Genomic DNA, 25092 nt, shown 5'->3' on the forward strand with positions numbered 1-25092 from the left:
GCATGATTCCAACGTTCTGTGAAGCGCCTTCAAAGCCAGCGGGCGCGTTTATGACCATCTGCGACAATGTTTCGCTCAGCGTGCGCCGAAGGCGCCCAAGCCGTCCGCATGTGGCACGCTGGGCGCATGCGCAAGGAAGCCTTCCCCCGGACCGACTGGCCGAGGGTGGTCGTCACCACCGACCCGGAGTTGGACGACCTGAACTCCATGATCCGCCTGCTCACCCACGCCGCCGAGATCGACCTGTGCGGCCTGGTGTACGCGGGCAGCAGGTTCCACTACACCGGCGACCCCGCCCGCGGCATCGCGCCCCACCGCTGGCCGGCTCCAGGCGCCAGGCTGCACATTGACGAGGCCATCGACGCCTACGCGCGGGTGGAGGACACCCTGCGGGTGCACGACCCGCGTTTTCCGACTGCGGCCCACCTGCGCTCCTTGGTGCGCATGGGCAACGTCGCCACCGAGGGGGAGATGGACGAGATCACCCCCGGTTCCACGCTCATCGCCGACCTGCTGCGGGAGACCGCCCTGACGCCGGATGGTGCGACCGGCGCGGGCGGCGCCCTGCTCGACGCCGCCCGCCCCCTGTTCATCCAGGCCTGGGGCGGCATCTCCACTCTCGCCCGCGCCCTGCGCACCGTCGAGGAGGAGCTCGGCGGCCGCGCGGACTGGCCGGTGCTCAAGCAGCGGGTGCTGGACCGGGTGGTGCTGTCGTCCTTCGGGGAGCAGGACTCGACCCTGGCCAGCTACATCCGGCCGTGCTGGCCGGGCCTGGAGCACCGCGAGGTCGCTACCAGGACCTGGGGATACACCACCCGGGACGTGCTCCTTCCCGCCGACCTCGAACTGGTCGGTGCGCAGTGGACGCGCGAGCACATCAGCAGCCGCGGCCCGCTGGGGGCCGCCTATAGGGTATGGGGCGACGGACGCCGCATGGCCGCCGACTTCGATGCCGAGGACTACTTCGGCGAGTCGGGCAAGACCGAGGCGCAGCTGCGCGAGGAGGGCTACCAGGTGTGGTGCCCGGTGCAGGAGCCCGGCGCCTTCATCTCCGAGGGCGACACCTCCAACTTCACCCTGCTGATCCCCAACGGCCTGCACTCCTGGGAGGACGCCACCTTCGGCGGCTGGGGCGGCCGCCAGGTACCGCACCCGGAACTTCCGGACACGCTCACCTCCGACATGCGCTTCACGCTGCCCGGCCTGCCGCAGCCGGACTACCCGCCGCTGGTCGTGGACCACGCCGCCGACGGCTCCGCCCCGCCCGAGTACCACATGACCCGCTGGTGGCGGGCGCTGCAGAACGAGTTCGCCGCCCGCCTGGCCTGGTCTGTCACGCCCCGTTACGAGGACGCCAACCACCCGCCCGCCGTCGTCGTCGAGCACCCCGACGGCGGAAGCGGGCTGGTACGCAGCGTGCGCCCCGGCGAGGTGGTCACCCTGACCGCCACGGCCACCGACCCCGACGGCGACCACGTGCTGCTGCGCTGGTGGGCCTACCCGGAGGCCGGGCCCAACCCGTGCCCGACGCCGCCGCGCATCCGGGACGACGGCGCCGGCAACGCCGTCGTCACCGTCCCCGCCGAGGCGAGACCCGGGCAGGCCATCCACGTGATCGTCGAGGGCACCGACACCGGCACCCCGCCGCTGACCCGCTACCAGCGCGTGGTGCTCGACGTCGTGGACGCCGCCTAGATGCGAGCTCAGGCGGAGTAGCGGCTCACCGCGGGGTGGGCATCCAGGTCGACGGTGGACACCACGACGGCGCCGGGGTGGGCGGCGTCGTGCAGCACCCGCATGGTCACCGGGGCGCCGTCGGCGGGGTCGGCCACGCTATAGCGCGGCCAGTTGGAGCCGGCCAGGTCCAGGCGCAGGCGGTGCCCGGCGGGCAGGTGCACGCCGGTTGCCCACATGTCCACCTCCACCTCCACGGGATCGCCCGGCGTGAGCGGGTCGCGCCGGTCGGTGCCGGTGCGGGCGCTGAGCCGCAGTACCCCGTCGGTCAGCAGGGTGGAGGTGCCATCGGGGGCCACGTCGGTAAGGGCGGCGTGCAGGTGGGCGTCGGCGGCGTCGGCCGCCACCCAGGCGTGCAGCCGCACCGGCCCGAGGAGCGTGACCGGCTCGGCCAGCGGCGCGCTGGAGAAGACGGCTACGTCCCCCCGCGCCTCGATGTCGCGCTGATCGTGCGGGCCGGCGTTCTCCGGCGGTCCCATGAGCATCTGGCCGCCCGCGGTGGGCACCGGGTCGGCGGGGTCGTGCACCCAGGCGGTGAATCCCTGCGCGTCGTCCTCGTCGCCGGGTGCGCGCAGTACGCCGTCGGCGTCCAGGCGCCAGGTCTCCTCGACGGCGTCGGGGGCGGGCCAGGCCGGCAGGTCGATCCAGCGGTCCGCGCCCATCACATACACCCGCACCGGGTCGCGCGGCAGCCGGGCCGCCGCCTGCGCGTCCCCGAGCGCCGCCCGCCAGAAGTCCAGGACCATTTCGCCCAGGCCGATGTCATCAATGCCGCCACCGGGGAAGTCACGCCCGGCCAGGTGCCCGTCGAAGGTCAGGTGGGTCCACGGGCCGATCACCAGGCGCACGTCCCCGGGCCGGCCCCGTGCGGCGGCGCCAGCGGCCATGGCCGTGCAATTGCGCAGGGTGCCGCCCTCGAACAGGTCGTACCAGCCGGACACGTGCAGCGTCGGCACCGTCAGCGCCGCCAGCTCGTCCGCCGGATAGGCGACGGATTCCCAGTAGGCGTCGTGCAGCGGGTGGTTCACCCAGTCGACCACGTGGGCTCCGGCCGGGTGCGCAGCCGCGAGGTCGCGTGCCGCCTGCGCGATACCCACCCGCTCCAGGTAGGGGGTGAAGTCCTCCACCGGTTCGGGCAGCGCCTCCTGTGGGGCGTCTGCGCGGCCGTCGCGCCACAGTCCGGTGCGCACCTGCTGCCGTGCCCACTCGTACGAGGGCCCCTCCAGCAGCACGCCACCGCGCATGGCCAGGTCGTCGTCATAGGTGGAGGGGGACACCCAGGCGGTCATGGCGGTCAGGTGCGCGGTGCTTGCCAGGGCGGCGGTGAACTGGGTGGTGGTCAGGTAGGAGTTGCCGAAGGTGAGCACGCGCCCGTCGCACCAGGGCAGGGCGGCCAGCGCCGCCAGCGTGGAGGTGCCGTCGGCGGCCTCGTCGAAGTAGAAGCGGAAGTCGCCGTCGGATATGTCCGTGCCGCGGCACGCCTGGGCGACCACCGCGAAGCCCGCGGCGATGGCCCGGTCCAGGCTCACGCCCGCCTGCATGCCCAGCACGCCCGCCATGAGCCCGGGCGCGGCCGGGTCCGCCCCGCAGGCCTCGGCCACCATCGGCCGCCAGGCCCCGAAGTAGGGGCAGCGTGTCAGCAGCACCGGGTGGGCGGCGGCGTCGTCGGGACGCGCGACGTCGGCGCGCAGCACGGTCCCGTCCGGCATGGGGAGCTCCAGGACCTCCCGGGCGGCGCGGGAGGCGGGGCCATCCGGCGCGGGCAGCTTCAGGGCGGCGCGCACGGGGGCCGGGGCGGCGGTTGCGGCCCCATCGGCCGGTCCACCCGACGGCGGTGCCTGCCGTCCCGGGGTCTGGTCCGGCCGGTCTGCGACCTGGCGGGTATCGGTCATGGCTCCGGCTCCTGCTCTGCCGTTTCGGCATCTTCCAGCATGGCGAACTCCAGGGGGTATACGACCTCGTCGACGGCGCCGGCGGGGGCGGCCGGGACGCCGTAGCGGCGGCCGGTGCCCGTCCGCGCCCAGGGCTGCCAGCCCGGGTCGCCGTCGCGGATGAAGCGCACCCAGTCGGCGTGCATGACGTCGGCCAGGGACTGCGGCCGCGGGGAGCCCTGGACGTCGTCGGCGTGCGGGTGGGCCAGGCAGTCGAAGACGAAGGGCACCTCCATGCAGTGCGTGGACAGCCCGCCCTCCGGTGCGGGCAGGGACGAGCACCAGGAGAAGTCGTACAGCCAGGTCCGGGTTGCCGCGGCGGGCGCGGACGTGCGCTGCCGTACCCAGGCCAGCACCGGCAGGCGGAACAGGCCGTTGGAGATGACCTGCCCCACCAGCAGTACTTCGTCTCCGGCAAGTTCGGGGTAGGTGGTGGTGAACTGCTCGATCCGCGCCGGGCTCATACCGGCCTGCGCCAACAGCTCCGCGGCGCTGCGCCCGGCCATCTCTCCGGCGAGCGCGCCGCCGATGGGGGTGAGCTCGTGCCGCACTCCGCCGCACAGGACCGGCACGTCCGCCCCCGTGCCCGCCGCGTCCAGGGTGGAGGCGGGGATGACATCGCCGTCGACCACCGGCATGAAGGTGCGGGAGATGGCCCGCGGCGGACGGGTGTAGCGCGAGAGGTCGGCGGAGACGTCGAACAGCGGGAACTCCCGGCCGAGCTGTTCCGACACGTCAAGCACCCGCACGGCATCCAGGGAGCGCCAGCCGTCCAGGCTCGGGGCGACGCCGGCGAGCTGGGCGGCCCGCTCCCCGATGACGCGGGCGTCGGCGACGGTGGCCGCCGTGGTGCCGCCGGACTGGCAGATCACGCCGTGCAACAGCCCGCGGGCGCGCGGAGAGCTCAGCAGCACCAGGGCGCTGGCACCCCCGGCGCTCTGCCCGCCGACGGTGACGCGCCCGGGGTCCCCACCGAAGGCGGCGATGTTCTCCCGCACCCACTCCAGGGCCAGTACCTGGTCGAGGACGCCCCGGTTGACCGGGGCGTCGGAATCGGGGATCCAGCCGAAGCCGTCGAATCCGAGCCGGTAGGACACGGACACGGTGACCACGCCGTCGCGGTTGAAGGCGGCCCCGTCGTAGTAGGGACTGGACGGGCTGCCGGCGTAGAAGCCGCCGCCGTGCACCCAGACCAGCACCGGTAGGCGGGCGGCGGTGTCTCCCGGGACGGGGGTGAAGACGTTGACGCCGAGCACGTCGTCGCCGGGGAGGGAGGGCTCCGGGATGGCGGTGACCTCGCCGAAGGGACGCCGCTGCGGGGTGGGGCCGGGGCGGGTCGCCTCCCGCACGCCGCCCCAGCGCCCGCGCCGCACCGGCGCCAGGAAGCGGTGCGGCCCCGACGGCGGCTCGGCGAAGGGGATTGCGTAGAAGGCCGCGGAGCGGCTGAAGCGGGCGGGGGAGCCGGTGGCCGAGATGATCCGCCGCCAGACCCCGCGCACCGCCCCGCAGGGGGCGTCGACGACGGGACCGGCTCCGGCCTGCGGCAGCGCTATGGGGGTGGAGGCGGGGTGAGGGGCGCACATGTCACTTGACCTTCTTGACCGGGTAGATGGCAAGTGCCGCCAGCAGCAGCATGACCATGGCGAATACGTAGATCATGCGGTACCCGGCGGCGCCGGCAATGCGTGCGACCAGCTGACCGGCCACCACGGGGGCCAGCATCTGACCGATGTTCGTGGCCGCGTTGGCCACGCCCAGGTCGCGGCCCGCGGCCTCCGGGTCCGGCAGGACATCGATGAACAGGGCCTGGTCCACGGTCATGAAGGCGCCGAAGGCGAAGCCCGACAGGGCCGACATGATCAGCAGGCTCGCAACCGTGGGCCAGACGGCGGGCAGCGCATACAGCGCCATGAGCGCGAAGGAGGAGTAGATGACAAAGGGCTTGCGGCGCCCCAGCTTGTCCGACAGCCGCCCGGAGACGAGCATCATGATGATCATGCCGGGCATGGCCACCAGGCTCAGGATGGGGACCATGGCATTGGCCTCGGCCTGGGTCAGGGCGGGGCGCACATAGGACTGGAGGATGTACAGGTTGAAGGTGGTGGAGGAGGTGTAGCCCAGCATCATCAGCAGGCGGGCGAACCACACCCAGCGGTAGTCGCGGTCGCGCAGGGCGATGGTGAAGCCGATGACAAAGGCCATTACGTCGAAGTGCGGCAGTTCCAGCTCCTTGGAGGAGCGGTCCTTGGCCAGCAGCACGAAGCAGGCGGCGCCGAAGGACACCAGGATGGCGAAGATGTAGTAGGCGTCCAGGCCCATGGCGTTGAAGGCATTGCCGGCGACCAGCGATCCTGCCAGCATGCCGACCATGGTGCCGATGCCGGAGAAGGCGGAGACCGTGGCCAGCCGGTTCTCCGGGGTGCGGTCGGCGATGGTGGTGACCAGCGGTGCCTGCATGAAGTTCAGCGCGACCTGCGCCACCACCCAGAAGATCGTGATCAGCAGGATGGTAGTGGAGTAGCGCAGCCCGATCATGAGCAGCGCACCGACGAACCCGCCCGAGCAGATCCAGAAGGAGCGGCGTCCCCAGCGCGACTTCCAGCGGTCGGAGATCACGCCGACGATCGGCTGGGCGAACATGGTGAAGAGGGATCCGACGGCGCTGACCACGGACATGGCGCTCGCACGGGCGCCGTCGTACTGGTTGTAGATGTCCATCAGCTCGGCGGCGTCCGCCCCGGTGTAGGTGCCGGAGGCGAGCTGCTGGAGCACCTCTGAGGTGACGTGCGGATAGTCGCCGAAGTAGGCCTGGAACTCCACCATCTGCACCTGGTTGGGCAGCAGAATGCCGGGAATGGCGGAGTAGCACGAGAACAGGAACATGCCCGCGATCGTGTAGGCGAACAGGTACTGGTAGAACGGGCGCCCGCCCAGGTACTTCATGGAGGTGCCGGGGCGGGTGGGCTCCTGGATATTGGGGTCCTTGCCCACCTGCGGGACCGTGGATGGTTGGGACATGGGAACTCCTTTGTTCTCGTGTGGATGTTTGCTCAGGTCACCAGGTGGTGGCGGCCGTGGGACAGCTCGATGGGCTCGCCCTCCTTACCCGGCAGGGTCACGCGCGCTGTTGCCCCCACGGGGACGACGACGTCGAGCTCCATCCGGCCCTGCCCGGCCGCGGCCGCCTGCGCGGACGCCTCACGGCCGGCCTCGTCCACCAGCCGCCAGGACACTGCGGCCCAGCCGCAGGGGGTGCGGTGCACGGCCTCGGCGCGGGTCAGCCCGCCGCCCGGCGTCGGGGCCACCTCGATCACCCGGTAGCCGGGCTCGGCGGGTGCCAGGCCCGCGACGCTGCGCTCCAGCCAGGCCGCCACCGCCCCCAGGGCGTAGTGGTTGAAACTGGTCATGTCGCCGGGGTTGATGCTCCCGTCCGGCAGCATGGAGTCCCAGCGCTCCCAGGTGGTGGTCGCTCCCATGGCCACCGTGTACAGCCAGCTCGGGCACGTCGTGGTCAGCAGTAGCCGGTAGGCGGCGTCGGCGTGACCTGTGGCACTCAGCGCCCCGGTGAGCACGGGCGTGCCCGCGAAGCCGGTGGACACATGCCCGCCGGAGGCCTCCACCAGCTCCGCCAACCGGTTCCCGGCGAATTCGCGGGCCTGCTCGGAGCCGGTCAGGCCGAAGGTGATCGCCAGGGCATAGGCGGTCTGGGTGTCGGAGGTCATGCGCCCGGCTCCGTCGGTGAAGCGGGCCCGGAAGCCCTCCCCGATCGCGTCCGCCAGGGCGGCGTAGCGGGCGGCGTCGTCGTCCTCGCCGAGCACCGCCGCCCAGTGGGAGACGATCCGGGCCGAATGGGCGAAGAAGGCGGTGGCCACCAGGTGCGGCTCCGTCATCGCCTGCATGGGGTTGTCCGGCGGGGCGGAGGGATCCAGCCAGTCGCCCAGCTGCATGCCGGAGTCCCACACGTGGTCGGCGGCGGCCAGCGAGTCCACCAGGTCCACCCACGCCTTGGCGGAGGCGTACTGCCGGCGCAGCAGACCCCGGTCGCCGGTGGCCCGGAACAGCTCCCACGGCACCACGGTGGCGGCGTCGCCCCACACGGCGGCCGGCCGCGGCGGCGTCCACAGGCCGCCCGGGATCACCGGCACGTACCAGGTGACGGTGCCGTGCGCCGCCTGCTCCAGGGCCAGATCCGCCAACCAGGAGGACAGCAGACCGGTACAGCAGTAATGGAAGGCGGCGGTGGGGGCGAAGGCCTGGATGTCTCCGGTCCAGCCCAGGCGCTCGTCGCGCTGCGGGCAGTCGGTGGGCAGGGCCACGAAGTTGTCCCGCATGGACCAGCGGGAGTTCTCGTGCAGGCGGTTCACGCGGGCATCGGAGCAGTCGAAGGCTCCCAGGCGCTCCATGTCCGTGTGCACGACCACGGCGATGATTGCCCCGGCCTCAATGTCCCGCTTGGCGGCCTCCGCCCCGCCCGGCCAACCGGACACGTCGGCGTAACGGAAGCCGTGGATGGTGAAGGCGGGCTCCCACTCCTCCACGCCGTCGCCGACCAGGGTGTAGCGGTCGGTGGCGGCGGCGCCGCGCAGCGGGCGCGTGCCCAGTTCGCCGTCCTCCAGCACCTCCGCGTGACGCAGAGTCACGGTGGTGCCGGCCGGGCCTGACACGCGGATGCGCAGCCGACCGGAGATGTTCTGGCCGAAGTCGATCAGCGCCCGCTCTGGGGCGAGCTCGATCTCCGCCTCTCCGATCGACATCGCCCGCCGCTCCAGCACCGTGACCGCCACCGGCAGCAGCGTCTCCTGTACGCGCACGGGGGCATCGACCGGCATGATCAGGCGCTCGGCGTCCGAGGCGCCCACCGCCACCGGCGACCAGTCGGCGGCGTCGAATCCGGGGGAGGACCAGCCGGGGGAGGCCAGGCGGGCGTCCACGGTCTCGCCCTCGTACAGGCCGGTGAACAGGATCTCCCCGGCGCCCGCCCGCCAGTCCGGGCCGGTGGCGATCGTGGTGCGGCTGCCGTCGGCGTGGGTGAGTTCGAGCTGGATGATGGCGGCGACGTCGTCGCCGTACAGGTTGCGGTAGCCGCCGTCGAAGCCGATGTGCCCGCGGTACCAGCCGTCGGCCAGCTGCGCTCCCAGGGCGTGCGGGCCGACGCCGTCGCCGGCGGGGGAGGAGTCCAGCAGCTGGGTGGTGACGTCGTAGGCGCGGGCGATCAGCCGCTGGCCGTACACCGTCCATCCGGGCACCAGCTCGTCCGCCCCGATGCGGCCGCCGTCGAGCTCGGCGCGGATGAGCCCGTGGGCGCTGACGTAGGCGCGGGCGGCCACCACCGGGCGGTCGACCGTGAACTCGTGGCGCACGCGTGGCGGACGGCGGTCGCTCTCGGGGTTCTCCGGCCAGGCGGGGCCGACCGGCAGGGCCTCCCAGTCGGAGGCGCCGAGCAGGCCGGCCTCGTAGACCACCGGCGCGGACCAGTCGGTGGTGGCGGGCAGCGCGGTGGCCGGGGCAGTCGCGGATGCGCCCACGGCGACGCTTCCGGTCACGCGCACGCGCACCGCCACGCGCTCGCGGGAGGCCAGCGGGCCGGCGGGCCACTCGGCCAGGACGCCGTCGGGGCTGGCGAGTGGCAGGGTCTCGGGTGCGGCGAGCGGGTTGCCCGCGGCGTCGGTGCGGGTGAGCTCGGCCTCGGCGGCGGTGGGGGACCAGCCGGCGGGGGCGGTGGGGATCTCCCAGGACAGGCGGGGTGTGGCGGAGGCGCCGCCCAGGACGTCGCCGGGCAGGTACTGCTCGAACTTCAGGTGGGTGGGGGCCGCCAGGTCGCCGACGGGGTCGAGCAGGCCGGCGGCGGTGATGGTGGGCTCGGGGACGGCGGGGCGGGCGTGGGGGAGGGAGTTGGTGCCGGGCGCGCCGTGGGCCTGGGCGATCGGAACCTCGGGGAGTGGGGGCTGCGGCAAGAGTGCCGGCGGGGGTGCGGGCGAGGCCGGGGCCTGCTGCGGGGCTGCGGGTGAGGCCGGGGCCTGCTGCGGCGTGGGGGAGGTCTGCGTTGACACGGTGAGGCTCCGTCTGCGGTGACGAGGGAAGGTGTTGAAACGACTCAAAGGTTAATTGCCGCGTGACCGCCGCGTCAATGGGGTGCGTGAGCGCTTACGGTTGGGCTCTACTACGCCACTTCCCCGTTGGGTACGCCGGTTAGCGGTCTGCTGCAGGCTCCGGGGGCGTACAACCGACGGTGAACTGGCGGAGTAAACGTCGAACCGGCGTAGTAGACGCACTGCGGGGGTAGGCAAAAACAAACCTGCAGTGTCGGCGTCTATAGCAACGGCCCGGTAGGCGAGCTGCCTCAGTGAGGACATCGTCCAACCGGTGGCCGTGAGGATCTCACCGGGCATGTCTGTGGAAGGCGGCCCAACGGCGGCGGTTTGCCGGGACGCGACTACGGGTGCGCCCAGCGCTATGCCCGCCCGCGGGCGGCAAGGCGGCGGTTGGTGGGGACGCGACTGTTGGCGCGCGGGGTTGCACGCAGCGGCTGTTGTCGGGAACTCTGCTGACCCGCAGTGTTTGTTGATATTACGCGGAAAGTCGAGACAGGCTGGAAATGGATGATGATGCTCCCGTGTGCGGCGGAGTGCTCGTTGCACACGGGAGGCGAGCCGCGAGTCTCAGCCTGTCCGCGTCTAACTCGCCTACAGCGGCCGGTAGCTGAGGCATTCAGCCGTCGCGGTTCCGCCGTGCATGCCCACGACCCGGTCGGTGGAGCCGTAGGCGACCTCGGTGGACAGGTGGCGCCCGTCCAGTCGGCCCAGTCCAGGGTCGTGACCGCCTCGGCCTTCCAGGTCAGGCGGCAGGCGCCGTCCTCGTCCCAGTACAGGCCCGGGTCGATGCCGGGAGTGTCCGCAACCAGCACCGGGTCGGACCAGCCGGCGGCGGCGGGGCGACTTCTCCTTCGGTGCTGGCGCGGTGTCCGGGCGCTTCCGCGGCCGGGCCGACGCCATATCGACCGATTTCGGCACGTAACTTCTACCGATTTCGGCACGTAAGTTCTACCGATTTCGGCGAGGGGTGGCGGGTGGGGATGTTGGAGTAGGTGCGAGCTCAGCCGCGTTGGGCGGCGGGGACAGGCTCTGCGTGCGGGGCCACTTCGGAGATGACCGCCTCCAGCGCCGCCCTGGCCTCCTCCATGCCCGGGATGAAGCTGTACATGGTGGCCGCCCCGGGCACGACCCGCACCGTGGAGTCGAGCTCGTGCTTGAGGAAGTTCGTAAGTGTGGCGGCCGGGTCGGCCATGTAGGCCCCGTGCTTGCCGCGCACCGCCTCCACCACGCGACCCCACGCGGACTCATCATCGATCAGGTCGCGCACGGTGCGGATCGCGTCAGCGCCGTTCCGCGTCTGCGGCACCGTGACCGTGCGCTCGTGCAGGCCGTGCCCGAGCATCTCGGGGGCGGCCCCGGGCAGCACCAGCTCGGCGCTCGCCCCCACCGGCACCTGCACGCGCACGTGCAGCGCCTCGCCGTCGAGCTCCCAGACGACGCGGGCCGTGCCCAGCGGCAGCCGCCGCACCGCGCTCGCGGAGGTGAAGCCGTTGCCGACCTGCGGGGCCACCCGCAGCGCGCGCCCGCCGCCGCCGACGACGTCCAGCCCGGCCAGGTCCGTGATCAGCCACTGGGTGACGGCGCCCAGGGCGTAGTGGTTGAAGCTGGTCATCTCCCCGGGGTTGATGTCTCCGTTGGGAAGCATGGAGTCCCAGCGCTCCCAGATGGTGGTGGCCCCCATGGTCACCGGGTAGAGCCAGCTGGGGCACTGCTTCTCGAGCACCAGGCGGGCCGCCGTGGCCGCCTGCCCGCCCTTGACCAGGGCGGTAGGAACTAGCGGGGTGCCGACGAAGCCGGTGGAGATGCGGAACGAGCGCAGCCGCACCAGGTCCGCCAGGCGCTGCCCGGCCCCGGACACGCGCCGCGGCGTGTCCAGCAGGTCCCAGGCCAGCGCCTGCGCGTAGACGGTGGCGCAGTCGGACAGGATCAGCCCGTCGGCGGTGACATAGGCGTCCAGGTAGGCATCCCGCACGCTCGCGGCCAGCGCCTCGTAGTGGGCGGCGCGCTCGGCGTCGCCCAGGATCGCGTAGGCGCGGGCGGTGATGCCCGCACTGCGGGCGAAGTAGGCGGTGGCGACAACCTCCGGGTCGGCCTTGGCGGCGCCCGGGTCCTCCGGCGGGGCGTCGGGGTCGAGCCAGTCGCCGAACTGGAAGCCGCCCCGCCACAGGTGCGAGTCGCCCGCCACCGCATCGACGCCGTCGACGAAGCAGGCCATCGCCTCCGCGCTCGCGGCCAGCACGGCGGGGTCTCCGGTGGCCTCGTACACGGCCCACGGCACCAGGGTGATGGCGTCGCCCCAGGCGCAGGTGAGCTTGTTGCCCTCCAGCACGTCGGGGACCACCACCGGCAGGGCCCCGTCGAGCGTCTGCGCCGCGGCCAGGTCCTTCGTCCATGAGCTCAGGAAGGCGGCGGCGTCGTACAGTGACATCGCGGTGGGGGCGAAGGCGCCGATGTCGCCCGTCCAGCCCAGGCGCTCGTCGCGCTGCGGGCAGTCCGTGGGCACGGTGATGAAGTTGTCGATTGTGGACCAGCGGGTGTTCTCCACCAGCCGGTCCACCAGCGGCTGCGAGCTGGCGAACCAGGCGCCCCGCTCCATGCCGGCCGATACGACACGTGCCGTCAAGGACGCCAGCAGCGCGTCGTCGTCGCCGGGGAAGCCATCGACCTGTACGTAGCGGAAGCCGTGCTGGGTGAGGGTGGGGGTGAAGACCTCGGGCCGTTCGGTGGTGCCGGTGCCCGCGAGGGTGACGTGGTCGGTGCACTCGGCGTTGCGCAGCGGGCGGGTGCCCAGCTCGCCGTGCTCCAGGACCTCGGCGTGGCGCAGGGTGATCACGTCCCCGGCGCCGCCGCCCGCCACGCTCAGGCGCATGTGCCCGGTGAGGTTCTGCCCCAGGTCCACGATGCGCCTGCCCGACGGCGTGGTGATGACCTCGATCGGCCGCACCTCGCCGATGACGGTGGGCAGCGGCAGCGTGGTCGGCTCCAGGGCCGCCCCGGGCAGGTCGAGGACGGCGACCGGGGACTCGGCCTCCGGCGCTCCGAGCGCGGGCAGGCGCAGGTCGGTGGACTGGCCGTTGTACAGGTCGTTGGCGGTGATGTTGGAGGGGCGCCAGGTCCAGTCGGCGTCGGTGCCGACCGCGGTGGTGTCCGCTCCGTCGCTCAGCTCCACCTGGGCCAGCAGCCACAGGTCCTCACCGTAGACGTTCTCGCGCATCGCCCAGGTCAGGTGGCCGCGGTACCAGCCGTTGCCCAGGACGACGGCGAGCTCGTGCTCTCCCGGGGTGAGGATGGTGGTCACGTCGTGGGTCTGGACCAGGATGCGGCGGGAGTATTCGGTCCAGCCCGGGGCGAGCTCGTCGGTGCCCACCTTGACGCCGTCGATGAAGGCCTCGTAGGTGCCGCCGGCGGCCAGGTGCAGGCGGGCGGAGGTGGTGCCCGCGGGGACGCTGATGCGCCGCACCATGACCGGGGCCGGGTCGGTGCGCTTGTTGCCGGGAGCGGCGATGGGGCGGGCGGACCAGTCGGCGCGCTCCAGCAGCCCGGTCTCGACGACGGCGGGAGCCGACCAGGGGGACCAGGCGCCATCATCTCCGGCCACTCGCACCCGCCACACGGCGGCCTCGCGCGAAGCCAGCGGCGCGGCGGGCCAGGGCACGAACAGGGAGTCGGGGCCCTCTGTGACGCAGACTTCCGTGCTGTTGGGCAGGGTGCCGACGGCGCCGCGGGCGATCTCGATCTCGGCGCGCGCCTGGGTCCAACCGGCGGGGGCCGTGGGCACCTCCCAAGAAAGCGCCGGTGCGGAGCCGGTGCCGCCGAGCACCGGCCGGTCGGGGCGGTGGTGGTCCACGCGCAGCCGCACCGGCGCGGCGAGGCGGCCGACCGGGTCGATGACGTCGGGCGCGGGCGCGGTGAGGAGGTCGGCGCCGCGGGCTGTGGGGGAGGTCGAGGCGGCGGGTTGGCTGGAGTGGTGAGTGGACACGAGCATCTCCGGGTCGTCGTTGAACCGTTTCACGGATTGTCGGGAGCGTATGCGTGGTTCCGGTCGCGTGTCAACCAGGACGGAAGTGTCAAAAACGATGACAAGCGCCGGCTTTCCGGTCTGACGGCGCGTGGCGAAACGTTGCTGTTACGGGGATGGCCGGTTGCATCTGGGGTGTCGGCGACGCGTTTGCCATCAATCCTGACGTTCTGCCCCGCGGCGGGCGGTTGCGTCATGTTTGGCGCAGCCGGTTGGCGAAGTCGCGGATGACGGCGGCCATGTCCACGCCGCGGTCCAGCAGCCACTCCGTCTGCACGCCCTCGATGAGTGCCGTCAATTGTGTGGCGGCCAGGTCCAGGTCGATGTCGTCGCGCAGGTGTCCGGCGTCGCGTTCGCTCTGGAGGTCGGCGCGCACCGCCGCCCGGAAGCGCCGCGCCAATCCGGCGATGTAGTCGTGGGCGGGATGGTCGGGGTTGACCGCCTCGGCGCGCATGACGGTGTCCAACTGGATGAGGCCGGGGATGGCGGCGTTGTGCTCCATGATCAGGGGGAGTGCCTCCAGGAGTCCGTGCTCGGCGAACAGGCTCGCGCGCCACTCGGACTCGGTCTCCTCGCGGCGTATGAGGACGGCCTCGAGCAGTTTCTCCTTGTTTCCGAAGTGATGGCGCAGCAGGGTGTGGCTCACCCCGACGGCGTCGGCGATCTGCCGCAGGGAGAGGTTGTTGTAGCCCTGCTCGGCGAAGACCTCCATGGCGGCGTCGACGATGGCGGCGCGACGCCGCTCCCCGTTGGCGTAGCGCGTGCGCCCGTCGGGCGGGGCGACGGCGTCTGAGTCGGGCACGGCCAACCTCACCTCCGGGCAAGTTGCTGTTCTCGGGCGCGTGGGCCAGGCGGGTGCCGCCGGGCCCGGCACCAGCCTAGATGATTGGTTTCTTGAGGGCGTGGTGGGGGTGTCTGTGGTGCGGTGGCCCATCGCGGAGACATGGACCAACTTGGAAGTGATTTAGATCTTGACCAAAGTGGTGCAAATTGGGTTATGGTGTTGCCCGCCAGGCGCCGCGGGCTCCGCGAGCGCGCCGTCGCCGGCACTGCCGCCGGCCGCACATCAAGGACGATCAGATGAGTACCCCACCCCCCACTCGGCACGACGATGCCGACAACCCCTACGCCTCCGCCGTCGTGGAGGCCGACTACGCGCAGCAAGCCTCAGACCCCAGGCAACCCGCAGCCGCGACTTCGGAGGAGGCGGAGGCCGAGCGCATCGCCGCCAAGTTCGGCAACCCGCGCAAGACCATCTGGCTGGTGATCATCGCCGCCATCGGCGGCTACATCATGATGATGGGCATGGGCACGGCGCTCCAGTTGCGCCTGAGCGTCATCGACGAGGATCTCGCCACCCTGGTTTACTCTCGCGCCACCTCCCTGTCCGCCCTGCTCATGCTCGCCGTTGTTCCGATCGTCGGTGCCCTGAGCGACCGCACGCTCTCGCGCCTGGGCCGCCGTCGCCCCTGGATCGTTGGCGGCTACCTCGTCGCATTCGCCTGCTTCCTCATCATCGGCTCCTCCACGAGTTCCATCGTCATCATCGCCGCCTACATCATCGGTATCGCCTCCGCCCAGGCCGGTTTCAACGCCTACTCCGTCATCCCCGTCGAGGGTGTCCCCGGCAACATGCGTGGACGCATCATGGGCTTCATGGGCCTGTGCGGCGCGCTCGCCATGAGCGCTGGCTCGTACATCGCCGGTGCCCTCGTCGACATCTCCACCATCCTGCTCATGACCGTGCCGCCGGCACTCGCGATCATCACCGCCCTGCCGCTCCTGCTGCTCTACAAGGACCCACAGCACAGTCGCGAGGAGATTCCCCAGGGCGGCACTCTCGACATGTTCGCCCACATGTTTGTCAACCCGGTCAAGCACCCGAACTTCGGCATCGTCTGGCTCTCCCGCTTCCTCGCCGGTGCGGGCATGGCCGCCTTCCTCGGCTTCTTCGTCCTCTACCTCATCATCGGCCTGCACATGAGCCCCGCCGAGGCCGGTGCTCAGGCCGGTCACCTGTCCCTTATGAGCGCCCCTGTCTCCATCGCGGTCTTCATGGGCTCAGGCTGGATCTCCGACAAGCTTGGCATGCTCAGGCCCCTCGTCGCCCTGGCCGCCATCATCATGGCGGCCGGCCTCATCATCGCCGCCACTTCTACCAGCGTTGCCGGCTTCACTGTTGCCTGGCTGGTCTTCGCCGTTGGCCAGCCCATGTACCTCACGGTGGACCTCGCCCTATGTGCCAAGGTTCTGCCCAACGAGGCCGACGCCGGCAAGGACATGGCCGTCTTCGGCCTCGCCCTCAACTTGGGAAATGTCCTTGTGCCAGCTGTTGCCCCGACGCTGCTCGGCCCGGCCTCAAACAACTACCCGCTGTTGTGGGGTGCTGCGGCCGCCCTCGTCTTTACCGGCGCCCTGCTGATGCCGCTCGTCAAGGGTGTCAAGTAACCGGGACGACGGCGGTGGTCGGCGTCCGCGCCGGCTGCTGCCGTGCCCTTAAGCCGCCCCGCGAATCGCACGCAATTCCTTATGCGAGCCGCGCCGCCGTCGAGCCGGCCTGCTGAAGACAACGAACGGAGAGAGTCAACTCATGACCATCCCTGCGCCCGCATCCACGTACACATCACCCACCACCCGCCGCACCCCCTTCCCCGAGGGCTTCCTCTGGGGCACCGCCACCGCCTCCCACCAGGTGGAGGGCGGCAACGTCAGCAACGACGTCTGGCTGTACGAGCACGTACCCGGCACCATGTACGCCGAGTCCTCCGGCGACGCCTGCGACCACTACAACCGCTACCGCGAGGACATCGCCCTGCTCGCCTCCCTGGGACTGAACGCATACCGCTTCTCCCTGGAGTGGAGCCGCATCGAGCCCGCCGAGGGTGAGTTCTCCGCCGTCGCCATCGCCCACTACCGGGACATGCTGCGCGCCTGCCACGAGCACGGGCTCACCCCGCTGGTCACCTACCACCACTTCACCTCCCCGCAGTGGCTGATCGCCCGCGGCGGCTGGGAGGACGCCGGCACCCCCGCCCTGTTCGCCCGCTACTGCCGCCGCGTCACGGAGGAGCTGGGCGACCTGTTCGACATCGCCTGCACCATGAACGAGCCCAACCTCGCCATCCTGCTCGGCGAGATGGGCATGTGCGAGCGCGAGCCCGCCCAGCGGCTCGGCAACCCCACCTGGGAGGGCGCCGCCCGCGCACTGGGGACGACGGCGGACAAGGTGGCCGGATTCCAGCTGTCGGCCACGCCCCAGGCCTTCGAGATCAAGTGCGCCGCGCACAAGGCCGCCGCCCGGGCCATAAAGGCCATCAAGCCGGAGATGCAGGTCGGCTGGACCCTGGCCAACTCCGACTTTCACGCCGCCCCCGGTGGCGAGGAGCGGGTCGCCCGACTGAACGAGGAGAACAATCTGCGCTATCTGCGCGTCAGCGAGGGCGACGATTTCGTAGGCCTGCAGACCTACAACCGCACCGTGCTCGGTCCGGATGGGCCGGTGCCGCCGGCCGCGGGGGCGGTGCTCAACCAGGGTGGGGAGGAGATCTGGCCCTGGGCCATCGGCGCCGTCGTCCGCCAGGCCTGGGACACCGTCCAAATGCCCATCTATGTCACCGAGAACGGGCTGAACACAGAGGACGACGCCCAGCGGGTCGACTTCCTGCGCACCGCCATCGGCGAGGTCGGCTCCGCTATTGCCGACGGCATCGATGTGCGCGGTTACATGTGCTGGTCGGCGATGGACAACTTCGAGTGGATCTTCGGGTATGGCCCCAAGTTCGGCATCATCGCTGTCGACCGGGACACCCAGGTGCGCACGCCCAAGCCCAGCGCGCATCTGCTCGGGGAGATCGCCGAGACCAACGGCGCTAACCTGGACTGGAACTAAGGCGTCGAGCGACTATTTGAAGCTCTGCGGCCCGGCGACCTGTGCGGTGGTCGGGCCACTCTGCTTTCCCCGCCGAGGGCGAGTCCTGGAACAGGCAGCGCCGGGCACCGCGGGATGAGCGTGACGCGGTGGACTCACACGACCGCGATGCGATTGTGGCCGCCATGGAGCGGTGGGACAACAACCTCGAGTTACTTCGCCATGCGCGTTCTACTGCCCGATCAGTTGAAGCGGCGTAATGGATGAAGTGACTTCTCGTAGAGCCTGGACACTGGCCCGGGCCGACCTGTTCGCTGGGGGCCCTCCGTCATCGTCACCGGTGCTGCTGTCGGTCGGGGCTCAGCCGGGTGCTGGGAAGACTCAGGCGATTGACGCCGTTATGCGCAAGCTCTACCCGGGTGAGTCCTTCGTCTAGGTGATCGGCGACGACTTGCGACAGTTCCATCCCGACTTTCCCGCCCTGTCCCGCTCCTCGGGTGGTAGTGCTGGGCGTGAGCGCCTTCGGCTCCTGGACGGGATGCATGGACCGCTGTCTCTCCGCGCTGGAGACGGGCAGGGCCGCACGCGGGACGCCGTTGGCGGCCCACAACGCGGGCCCGATGGGAACACCACAGACCCTGCTGGCAGCGGCGTCGAGTCCTGAGGTGCGCCGGCTGTCGATCGTGGACTGCACGGGCATGGTCCACTACGACAACACCCGGAGCAGCAATGGCGAGTGGACGCGGCCCGAGCGCGCCGTCGCGGTGCTTACCGAGTTGCGCAGCCGGCCCGGTGACTCGGCTGGGAGGCTCGCCCGGGTCGACTCGCTCGCCGTGCGCGCGGAGATGCTGAAGGCGGTGCCGCTTGTGCATGAGGGCATCGCTCACGCCCGACGACTGGCCGGAACGCGTCCTGTACGCTCGAAGGCGGATGTACTCGGGCAGATCGCGGAGCGAAGCAAACGGTGGGGTCAGACGGGCCAGCCCGGTCTCGAGTAACCAAGTCGGCGTCGCGACCGACCCAACCGATCGCTGTGATGGGATTACTCAACAAGAAGGGCGAGGACTTCTTCGTCCTCGCCCTGTGTTTCCGTGGCCTTACGGCCGTCGCGGGAGCGCCCGCGAGGTGTTCCGCCTCAGGCGGTCACCTTGTTGCAGTCGCTTTCAGCGCTGCTCGTTCTCGGCGGCAATCGCACGCTCGAGCTCACGCTCGCGGGCGGCAGCGGCGCGGACGGCCAGATCGATGTCGAAGAACATGTTCGGTTCCTTTCGGTTGAGTTCTCCCGGCCGGTTCTCCGACCGGGGTCGGCTGGCTGTTCCTGCCGACGCCCATAAATGTACCGATCGGTCGGCCCCAGTTCCAGCCCGGAGGCTGTGCAGTCTGTCATGCTTGCAGTAACGATCTGAAACATGTTGCGGTGTATTGCAGCCGCAGTCGTAGGCGGGCGATGGGCGGCCGCAACCTCGGCGCAACTGTGTAAGACGGTTGTCGAGTGCAGGGTGGCTGGGTCTGATCGGTGGGTGTTGCTGGCCTGGCACTGCTGTCCGCACACGGGAGTTGTCAGGACGAATTCGTACGATTCAGGTTAATCGTTGGAATAGCGGCGAATCGGCAGGTCGGCTTGAAAACCGTCGAGGTGCTCCCGTGTGCGGCGAGGGCCGCGCCGCACACGGGAGCACCTCCACCGGTTCCGGCCCGACAGGCAAAACCGCGGAATCATGCGGATTGCGGATTCTAGCTGGAGTCGTTAGTGTGCGCCGTTGGTGTTCGCCTACGCCACCAGCACCGTCTGTCCGCTGGACAGCTCGCGCCGACTGCCGTCGGGCGTCACCAGCTCCCCGGTGACCCCGGCCGGCAGGCTGATCTCGTAGCGCACCGGAATGCCCGAGACGGTGGAGTCCGCATCCCCGGAACCGGCTTCGGGCACGTCACCGGCGGCCCGCTCCCAGGCGACCTCCACCCGGCCGAAGGGCGTCTCGCGGTGCGCCCGCGCCCAAGACACCGGGCCGTCGGTCAACGCTGCCACCCGCACCCGCCGGTAGCCGGGCTCGGCGGGGGCGATCCCGCCCAGGCGCCGGAACAACCAGTCGTCCACGCAGCCGAAGGCGTAGTGGTTGAAGCTCATCGCCCCCACGGTCCCGTCCGGGGCAACGGCATCCCACGACTCCCAGATCGTCGTGGCCCCCTCGGCCACCTCGTACAGCCAGGACGGCACCGTGTCCTGCATGAGCACCGCCCAGGCCACGTCCGCGCTCCCGGACTCGACCAGCACATCCAGCAGGAACGGTACCGACAGGAAGCCGGTGTCCAGGTGGTCGCCCGCCTGGCGCACGAGCCGCACCAGCCGCTCCGCCACCGCCCGACGCCGCGCGCCGCCGTCCGGATCACCGGCGGCGACGATGTCGAAGGCGAGCGCCAGCACGTACATCCCCTGCAGGTCCGGCTCCATGGCGCCATCTGTGCCGATGTACTCCGCGGCCACCGCCGCCCGCACCGCCTCCCAGCGCTCCCGGTAGGCGGCCGCGTCGTCGTCGCGGCCGAGCACCTCCGCCACCTCGGCCAGCGTGCGCAGCGCCTCGGCGTGGAAGGCGGCGCCGACGAACTCGCTGGTCAGGTGCGGCGCGGTCATGATCGCGTCCGGCGCCCCACTGGCCAGGGTGGAGGGCGCCAGCCAGTCCCCGAAGTGCATGCGCGAGTTCCACAGCAGCCGCTGCCTCGTGGCCGTTTCCGCATCGAGCCGCTCCCAGCCGGTGGTGCGGTCGGTGTCCTCCCAGTCGCCGCCGCGCAGGCGCGGCGGCAGCTCGGTGGCGGCCTGGCGGGACTGCATCTCCACCCAGGCCTGCATGGCCGGGTAGTTGGCGCGCAGCGTGTCGGTGTCCCCGTAGCGCTCCCACAGGGTCAGCGGCACGCGGATGATGGCGTCGCCCCAGCCGGCCGCGGCAGTGATGCCGCCGATGCCGGGCTGCCCCTCCATGGCGGCCTGCCGGGGCGCGAAGGGGGAGATGATGACCACGCGGCCGTCGTCGTGCTGGTCGGCGCGGACGTTGCGCAGCCAGCGGGCCAGGAAGGTGTGCACCTGGGCGTTGTTGGTGGCCGCCGGGGCGAAGACCTGGATGTCGCCGGTCCAGCCGACCCGCTCGCGCTGGGGGCAGTCGGTGGGAATGGACAGGAAGTTGGCGCGCTGGGACCACACCGTGTTGGCGTGCAGCCGGGTCAGGCGCGCATCGGAGCAGGCGAAGTCGCCCGCCGCCTCCAGGTCCGAACCAATGACGACGGCGATCGCGTCCCGCGTGTGCAGCTCGCCGGGGTAGCCGGTCACCCGCGCGTAGCGGAAGCCGTGGAAGGTGAAGGTCGGCTCGTAGGTCTCGGGGGCCTGCGGCGTGCCGGTGCCGGCCATGATCCAGACGTCGCGCTGGTCCTTGTTCGGTCCCTGCACGTTGGAGAAGAAGTTGCCGTCGGCGGCCAGGTGCTCGGAGTGCTCCAGGGTGATCTCGGTGCCGGCCGGGCCGACGGCGCGCAGCCGCACCCGCCCGGCGATCACCTGTCCGAAGTCCAGCACCGTCTCCCCGGCCGGAGTGGTGATCACCCGTGCGGTGGGCAGCTCCGTCAGCCGTCTGACGGGCTCGCCCCGGAAGGGTTCCAGGGCGGTCGCCGGGTCTAGCCCGACGCCGGGGATGATCCGCACCGGGTCCCAGGCGGAGTCGTCGAAGCCGGGGGAGTCCCAGCCGGCGACGGCGGGAGTCAGCCGGTCGTCGCGCTTCTCACCGATCATGATGTCGCTGTAGCGCAGCGGCCCGGACTCGGTGGAGCGGGCGGTGGAGTCCGGCCCCCAGGTCTCGCGGGTGCCGTCGGCCCGGGTGAGCGAAAGCTGCCACCAGCCGCGCAGCAGGGTGCCGTACTGGCCGGACTCCCCGGTGATGGTGGCCCGGCCGGCGAACCAGCCGTCGCCCAGGCGCAGGCCGAGGGTGTGCGGCCGCGGCTCCCCGGCGGGGTCGGCGAGGAGCGCGGTGACGTCGTGGACCTCGAACTCGGTGTAGGCGTGGTAGCTGGTCCAGCCCGGCGCCAGCACCGTGCCACCCACCGGGGTGCCGTCGATGGTTGCCTCAACCACGCCCTGGGCGCTGAGGAACAGGCGGGCGCGGGTGATGGGGGCGGCGTCGGCGGAGCGGGGCAGGTCCTGGCGGATGAGCTTGACCGGGTGCAGCCGCTGGCCGGCGGGCTGGGGGTCGCGCGGCGCGAACAGGGTGGCGAAGGACGCGGGCGGCTCCAGTTCCACCGGCGTCTGCGTAGGCTCCACCCAGTCGGCGACGACGTCGGCCCTGTCCAGCAGGGAGGTGGAGAAGGTCGACTCTGCCCACGGCGAGGGCGCTGCCTCTGGGGCGGAGCCGGTCCAGACGCGCACCCGCCAGGCGTAGTCCGTATCGGAGCCGAGGGGCTCACCGCCGTAGGGCAGCCATGGCGAGGCAGGCGGGTCGGGGATCCCCGCGCGGCCGGTGGCCCATACCGGCGGCTCGAGCGGGACGCCGGCTGCCGGGTCGAGACGACGTACCTCGACCTCGAAGGCGGTTGCGGGCGCCTCGCCGGGCACCTGCCACGCGAGCACCGGCCGAGGTACGGCTACGCCCAGCGGGGCGTGCTGGTGGTCGACGGTCAGGCGGATGGGGGCCGGGGCGGTCCGGTCGGTGCTCATGGGGACTCCTTAGTCCGGGGGCTTGCGGGGCGGAATGGACGGTCCGGGGTTCGCAAAAGTGTCCGGATTCGGGACAAACGGGCCGCTGACACTGAAACACGATTTGTAGAGCCTTGGAATCATGCGGTTTCTGTTCCGGCCTCGCGGGCACTCACCGTCGTTTGTCCGGGATTTTGACAATCTGGACACTGCTGCGGGGTCGGTTGACCCGGTTGTGGGGCAACCGACCCCGTCCCGCGAGTGTCGACCGATCTCGGCACGTAACTTCTACCGATCTCGGCACGTCACTTCTACCGATCTCGGTGGGAGGGGGTGGCGGGTCAGAACAGGTCGGTGTCGACGTTGAAGGTCTCGACGACGGCGCGCAGCTCCTCGTCGGTGACGCCCTCGCCCAGGCCGCCCGCCATGATGTTGCGGACCTCGTACATGGCACCGGTCTCGGCGTACTCGACCTTGTCCACGGCGGCCAGCGGGGCGAGGTCGGAGCGGACCATGATGCCGTGCTTGGACCACAGCACGATCACGTGGTCGCGCAGGGCGCGCACATTGTTCTCCATGAGGGTGGCCGATCCGGGCACCATGAAGTCGAGCACCTCGATGCCCTGGGGCAACTGCACGATGGTCTCCGGCTCCCAGCGCAGGATGCGGCGGTTGAAGTCCGCCGTGTTGCGGATGTCCTTGATGTGGGAGAGCTGGACCAGGTAGGGCGGCTGGGCGTGGATGACGGCCTGGAAGTCCACGCCGCGCTGGGCCACCTGGTCGTTGTGGACCGCCAGGTGGGAGTTGAACTCGCTGGTGGGGCGCACGTAGGCGCGGTCCGGGTGGGTGTACCAGGTGCCGGTGAGGCCGCCATCGTCGACGACGAAGGCGGACACGTTCGCCTCCGGGGCGTCGGCGACGTCGCGCAGGCGGCAGCCCGAGCCGGTGACCAGCACGGTGCGGCCGGCCAGCGCCGGGGCGGGCAGCGGCAGCTCGGTGCCGGGGGCGGCCTGGGGGAAGCGGTCGGCCAGACCCAGCTGCTCGGCGGAGGCGTTTATGGACACGGAGATGTTCCCGGCACCGGCCTCGACGGCGCCCATGTGGTCCAGGCGGCGTCCGGCGGCGCCCATCTGGGTGAGGATCTCTGCCAGGGTCATGGTGGTCACGGTGGTTGTCCTTTCGGTAGGTGTTCCTGAATAGTCGGTGGTGCGGCGTCAGCCGAAGAGCTGGCGCTCGGCGGCGTCCCAGCCCGCGGCTGCGGCCGGATCGGGTTCGTACTCGGTGATGTCGGAGGAGTTGCGCACCAGCTGCCGCAGCGCGGTCAGATCGCCCTCAAGCAGTCCCGCGCCGCGGGCGGCGACGACGATATTGCCCAGGGCGGTGCCCTCGGCGGGCCCGGCGACCACGCGCAGCCCGGTGGCGTCGGCGGCCAGTCGGCACAGCAGCCGGTTGCTGATGCCGCCGCCGACCATGTGCAGCACCCCGACCTGCTTGCCGGACAGCTCGGCCGCCTCGCGCACCGCGCGGCGGTAGGCCAGGGCGAGGGAGTCGTCGATGCAGCGCACGTAGTCACCGATCGACCGCGGGCGCGGCTGGCCGGTGCGGATGGCGAAGTCATCGATGCGGGCGGCCATGTCCCCGGGGTCGAAGAAGACCGGGTCGTTGATGTCCACCACGGTGCGCAGCGGGTCGGCGGCCTCGGCGGCGGCGTCCAGCTCCCGGTAGGACAGCTCCAGCCCCTGCTGGCGCCAGGTGCGCACGGCCTCGTTGAACACCCACAGCCCCATGACGTTCTTCAGGTAGCGGACGGTGCCGTCCACCCCGAGCTCATTGGTGAAGTTGGCCGCCCGGGAGGCCTCGGTCAGCACCGGCGCGTCCAGTTCGAGCCCGACCAGCGACCAGGTGCCGCAGGAGACGTAGGCGAAGTCGCTGCCTGCGGCGGGCACGGCCGCGACGGCGGAGGCGGTGTCGTGCGAGCCGACGGCTACCACCGGGGTCGGGTGCCCGTCGGGTCCGAAGACGTCGACGACGTCGCGGCGGACCGGTCCGACGACGGTGCCCGCCTCCACGATGTCGGGAAGTACCCCATCCAGGTTGAGGTCGAGCTCGGTGCGCAGTCGCTGAAGCAGTTGCGTTGACCAGTTGCGCTCGCGGGCGTCGACCAGACCGGTGGTGGAGGCGTTGGTGATCTCCGCGACCGGCTTGCCGGTCAGCCAGTAGGTGAGCAGGTCCGGCAGCAGCAGCATGGTGCGTTGGGCGGTGCTGGCGGCAGGGGCGGCGGCCCGGGGCAGGCCGCCGTCGCGCGACTCGGCCACCAGCTGGAAGACCGTGTTGAAGTCCTGCACCTGCAGGCCGTTGACGGCGTACAGCTCGGCGGCGGGGATGGCGGCGAAGACCTCCGCCGGCACGCCTCGGGTGCGCGGGCAGCGGTAGGCGGCGACCTGCCCGGCCAGCAGGCCGCTGGGGGCCAGCAGCCCGTAGTCGACGCCCCAGGTGTCGATGCCGACGGCGGCCAGCGGGCCGACGTCGCGCACGGCGGCGAGCAGGCCCTCGCGGATCTCGTTCCACAGGTGCAGGACGTCCCAGTACAGGCGCTCGCCGTCGGGACCCGGCAGGGGGATGGGGCCGTTGGTGAAGCGGCGGGTCTCTGTCAGGGTGACGCGGCCGTCGGCGATGGTGCCGACCATGACGCGCCCGGAGGAGGCGCCCAGGTCGACGGCCCCGACGTGGAGGGGGTGGGCGTTGGTCATGGTCGGAACCTTTCTCGGTGTGGGGGAGGA

Annotated in this window: 14 protein-coding genes; 5 read left to right on the forward strand and 9 right to left on the reverse strand. The window is 71.3% G+C overall.

What is annotated here, in order from left to right; all coding sequences use genetic code 11:
- Nucleotides 1-126: 126 nt before the first annotated feature.
- Complete coding sequence (locus BLR49_RS10260; protein ID WP_092537305.1) at nucleotides 127-1695, forward strand: DUF1593 domain-containing protein; 1569 nt, start codon at nucleotides 127-129, stop codon at nucleotides 1693-1695.
- Between the two features lie 8 nt (nucleotides 1696-1703).
- On the opposite strand, the gene BLR49_RS10265 is transcribed toward BLR49_RS10260, so the two are convergent.
- The 6 genes from BLR49_RS10265 to BLR49_RS10290 all read right to left on the reverse strand — a co-directional run bounded on the left by BLR49_RS10265 (nucleotide 1704) and on the right by BLR49_RS10290 (nucleotide 14577).
- A complete protein-coding gene (locus BLR49_RS10265) occupies nucleotides 1704-3626 on the reverse strand; it encodes a CocE/NonD family hydrolase (protein WP_092537306.1) in 1923 nt (640 codons plus the stop codon).
- Nucleotides 3623-5248 (reverse strand): carboxylesterase/lipase family protein, encoded by a 1626-nt coding sequence (locus BLR49_RS10270; protein WP_092537307.1) that lies wholly within the window; start codon nucleotides 5246-5248, stop codon nucleotides 3623-3625. Before BLR49_RS10270 ends, BLR49_RS10265 begins: the two co-directional genes overlap by 4 nt.
- A 1-nt stretch (nucleotide 5249) precedes the next feature.
- The gene (locus BLR49_RS10275) at nucleotides 5250-6683 is read right to left on the reverse strand and encodes an MFS transporter (protein WP_092537309.1); all 1434 of its coding nucleotides are present in this window, start codon (nucleotides 6681-6683) and stop codon (nucleotides 5250-5252) included.
- A gap of 32 nt (nucleotides 6684-6715) precedes the next feature.
- A complete protein-coding gene (locus tag BLR49_RS10280; RefSeq protein WP_281241818.1) occupies nucleotides 6716-9715 on the reverse strand; it encodes an alpha-L-rhamnosidase in 3000 nt (999 codons plus the stop codon).
- Nucleotides 9716-10757: 1042 nt separating this feature from the next.
- Entirely contained in the window at nucleotides 10758-13769 is a 3012-nt protein-coding gene (locus BLR49_RS10285; protein ID WP_218121349.1) for an alpha-L-rhamnosidase, read from the reverse strand.
- Between the two features lie 199 nt (nucleotides 13770-13968).
- Complete coding sequence (locus tag BLR49_RS10290; protein WP_245690607.1) at nucleotides 13969-14577, reverse strand: TetR/AcrR family transcriptional regulator; 609 nt, start codon at nucleotides 14575-14577, stop codon at nucleotides 13969-13971.
- 278 nt (nucleotides 14578-14855) lie between these two features.
- On the opposite strand from BLR49_RS10290, the gene BLR49_RS10295 reads away from it, so the two are divergent.
- The 4 genes from BLR49_RS10295 to BLR49_RS10305 all read left to right on the forward strand — a co-directional run bounded on the left by BLR49_RS10295 (nucleotide 14856) and on the right by BLR49_RS10305 (nucleotide 18641).
- Nucleotides 14856-16223 carry an MFS transporter gene (locus tag BLR49_RS10295; protein ID WP_092537313.1) on the forward strand — a complete coding sequence of 456 codons (1368 nt, stop codon included), beginning with the start codon at nucleotides 14856-14858 and terminating at the stop codon, nucleotides 16221-16223.
- A 142-nt stretch (nucleotides 16224-16365) separates the two neighbouring features.
- Nucleotides 16366-17664, forward strand: a complete 1299-nt coding sequence (locus tag BLR49_RS10300; RefSeq protein WP_092537315.1) for a glycoside hydrolase family 1 protein — start codon at nucleotides 16366-16368, stop codon at nucleotides 17662-17664.
- A gap of 238 nt (nucleotides 17665-17902) precedes the next feature.
- A complete protein-coding gene (locus BLR49_RS14025) occupies nucleotides 17903-18079 on the forward strand; it encodes a zeta toxin family protein (RefSeq protein ID WP_143013747.1) in 177 nt (58 codons plus the stop codon).
- A gap of 184 nt (nucleotides 18080-18263) precedes the next feature.
- Nucleotides 18264-18641 (forward strand): hypothetical protein, encoded by a 378-nt coding sequence (locus BLR49_RS10305; protein WP_143013748.1) that lies wholly within the window; start codon nucleotides 18264-18266, stop codon nucleotides 18639-18641.
- Nucleotides 18642-19414: 773 nt separating this feature from the next.
- Here the strand turns inward: BLR49_RS10305 and BLR49_RS10310 are convergent.
- The 3 genes from BLR49_RS10310 to BLR49_RS10320 all read right to left on the reverse strand — a co-directional run bounded on the left by BLR49_RS10310 (nucleotide 19415) and on the right by BLR49_RS10320 (nucleotide 25062).
- On the reverse strand, nucleotides 19415-22333 hold the full coding sequence (locus BLR49_RS10310) for an alpha-L-rhamnosidase (protein ID WP_092537319.1): 2919 nt from the start codon (nucleotides 22331-22333) through the stop codon (nucleotides 19415-19417).
- A gap of 320 nt (nucleotides 22334-22653) precedes the next feature.
- Nucleotides 22654-23469, reverse strand: coding sequence for a class II aldolase/adducin family protein (locus BLR49_RS10315; protein WP_092537376.1), 816 nt, complete (start codon nucleotides 23467-23469; stop codon nucleotides 22654-22656).
- A 57-nt stretch (nucleotides 23470-23526) separates the two neighbouring features.
- Nucleotides 23527-25062, reverse strand: coding sequence for a rhamnulokinase (locus tag BLR49_RS10320; protein ID WP_092537321.1), 1536 nt, complete (start codon nucleotides 25060-25062; stop codon nucleotides 23527-23529).
- Between the last annotated feature and the right edge of the window lie 30 nt (nucleotides 25063-25092).

It is taken from the genome of Actinomyces ruminicola, assembly GCF_900103885.1.
Lineage (GTDB): Bacteria > Actinomycetota > Actinomycetes > Actinomycetales > Actinomycetaceae > Actinomyces > Actinomyces ruminicola.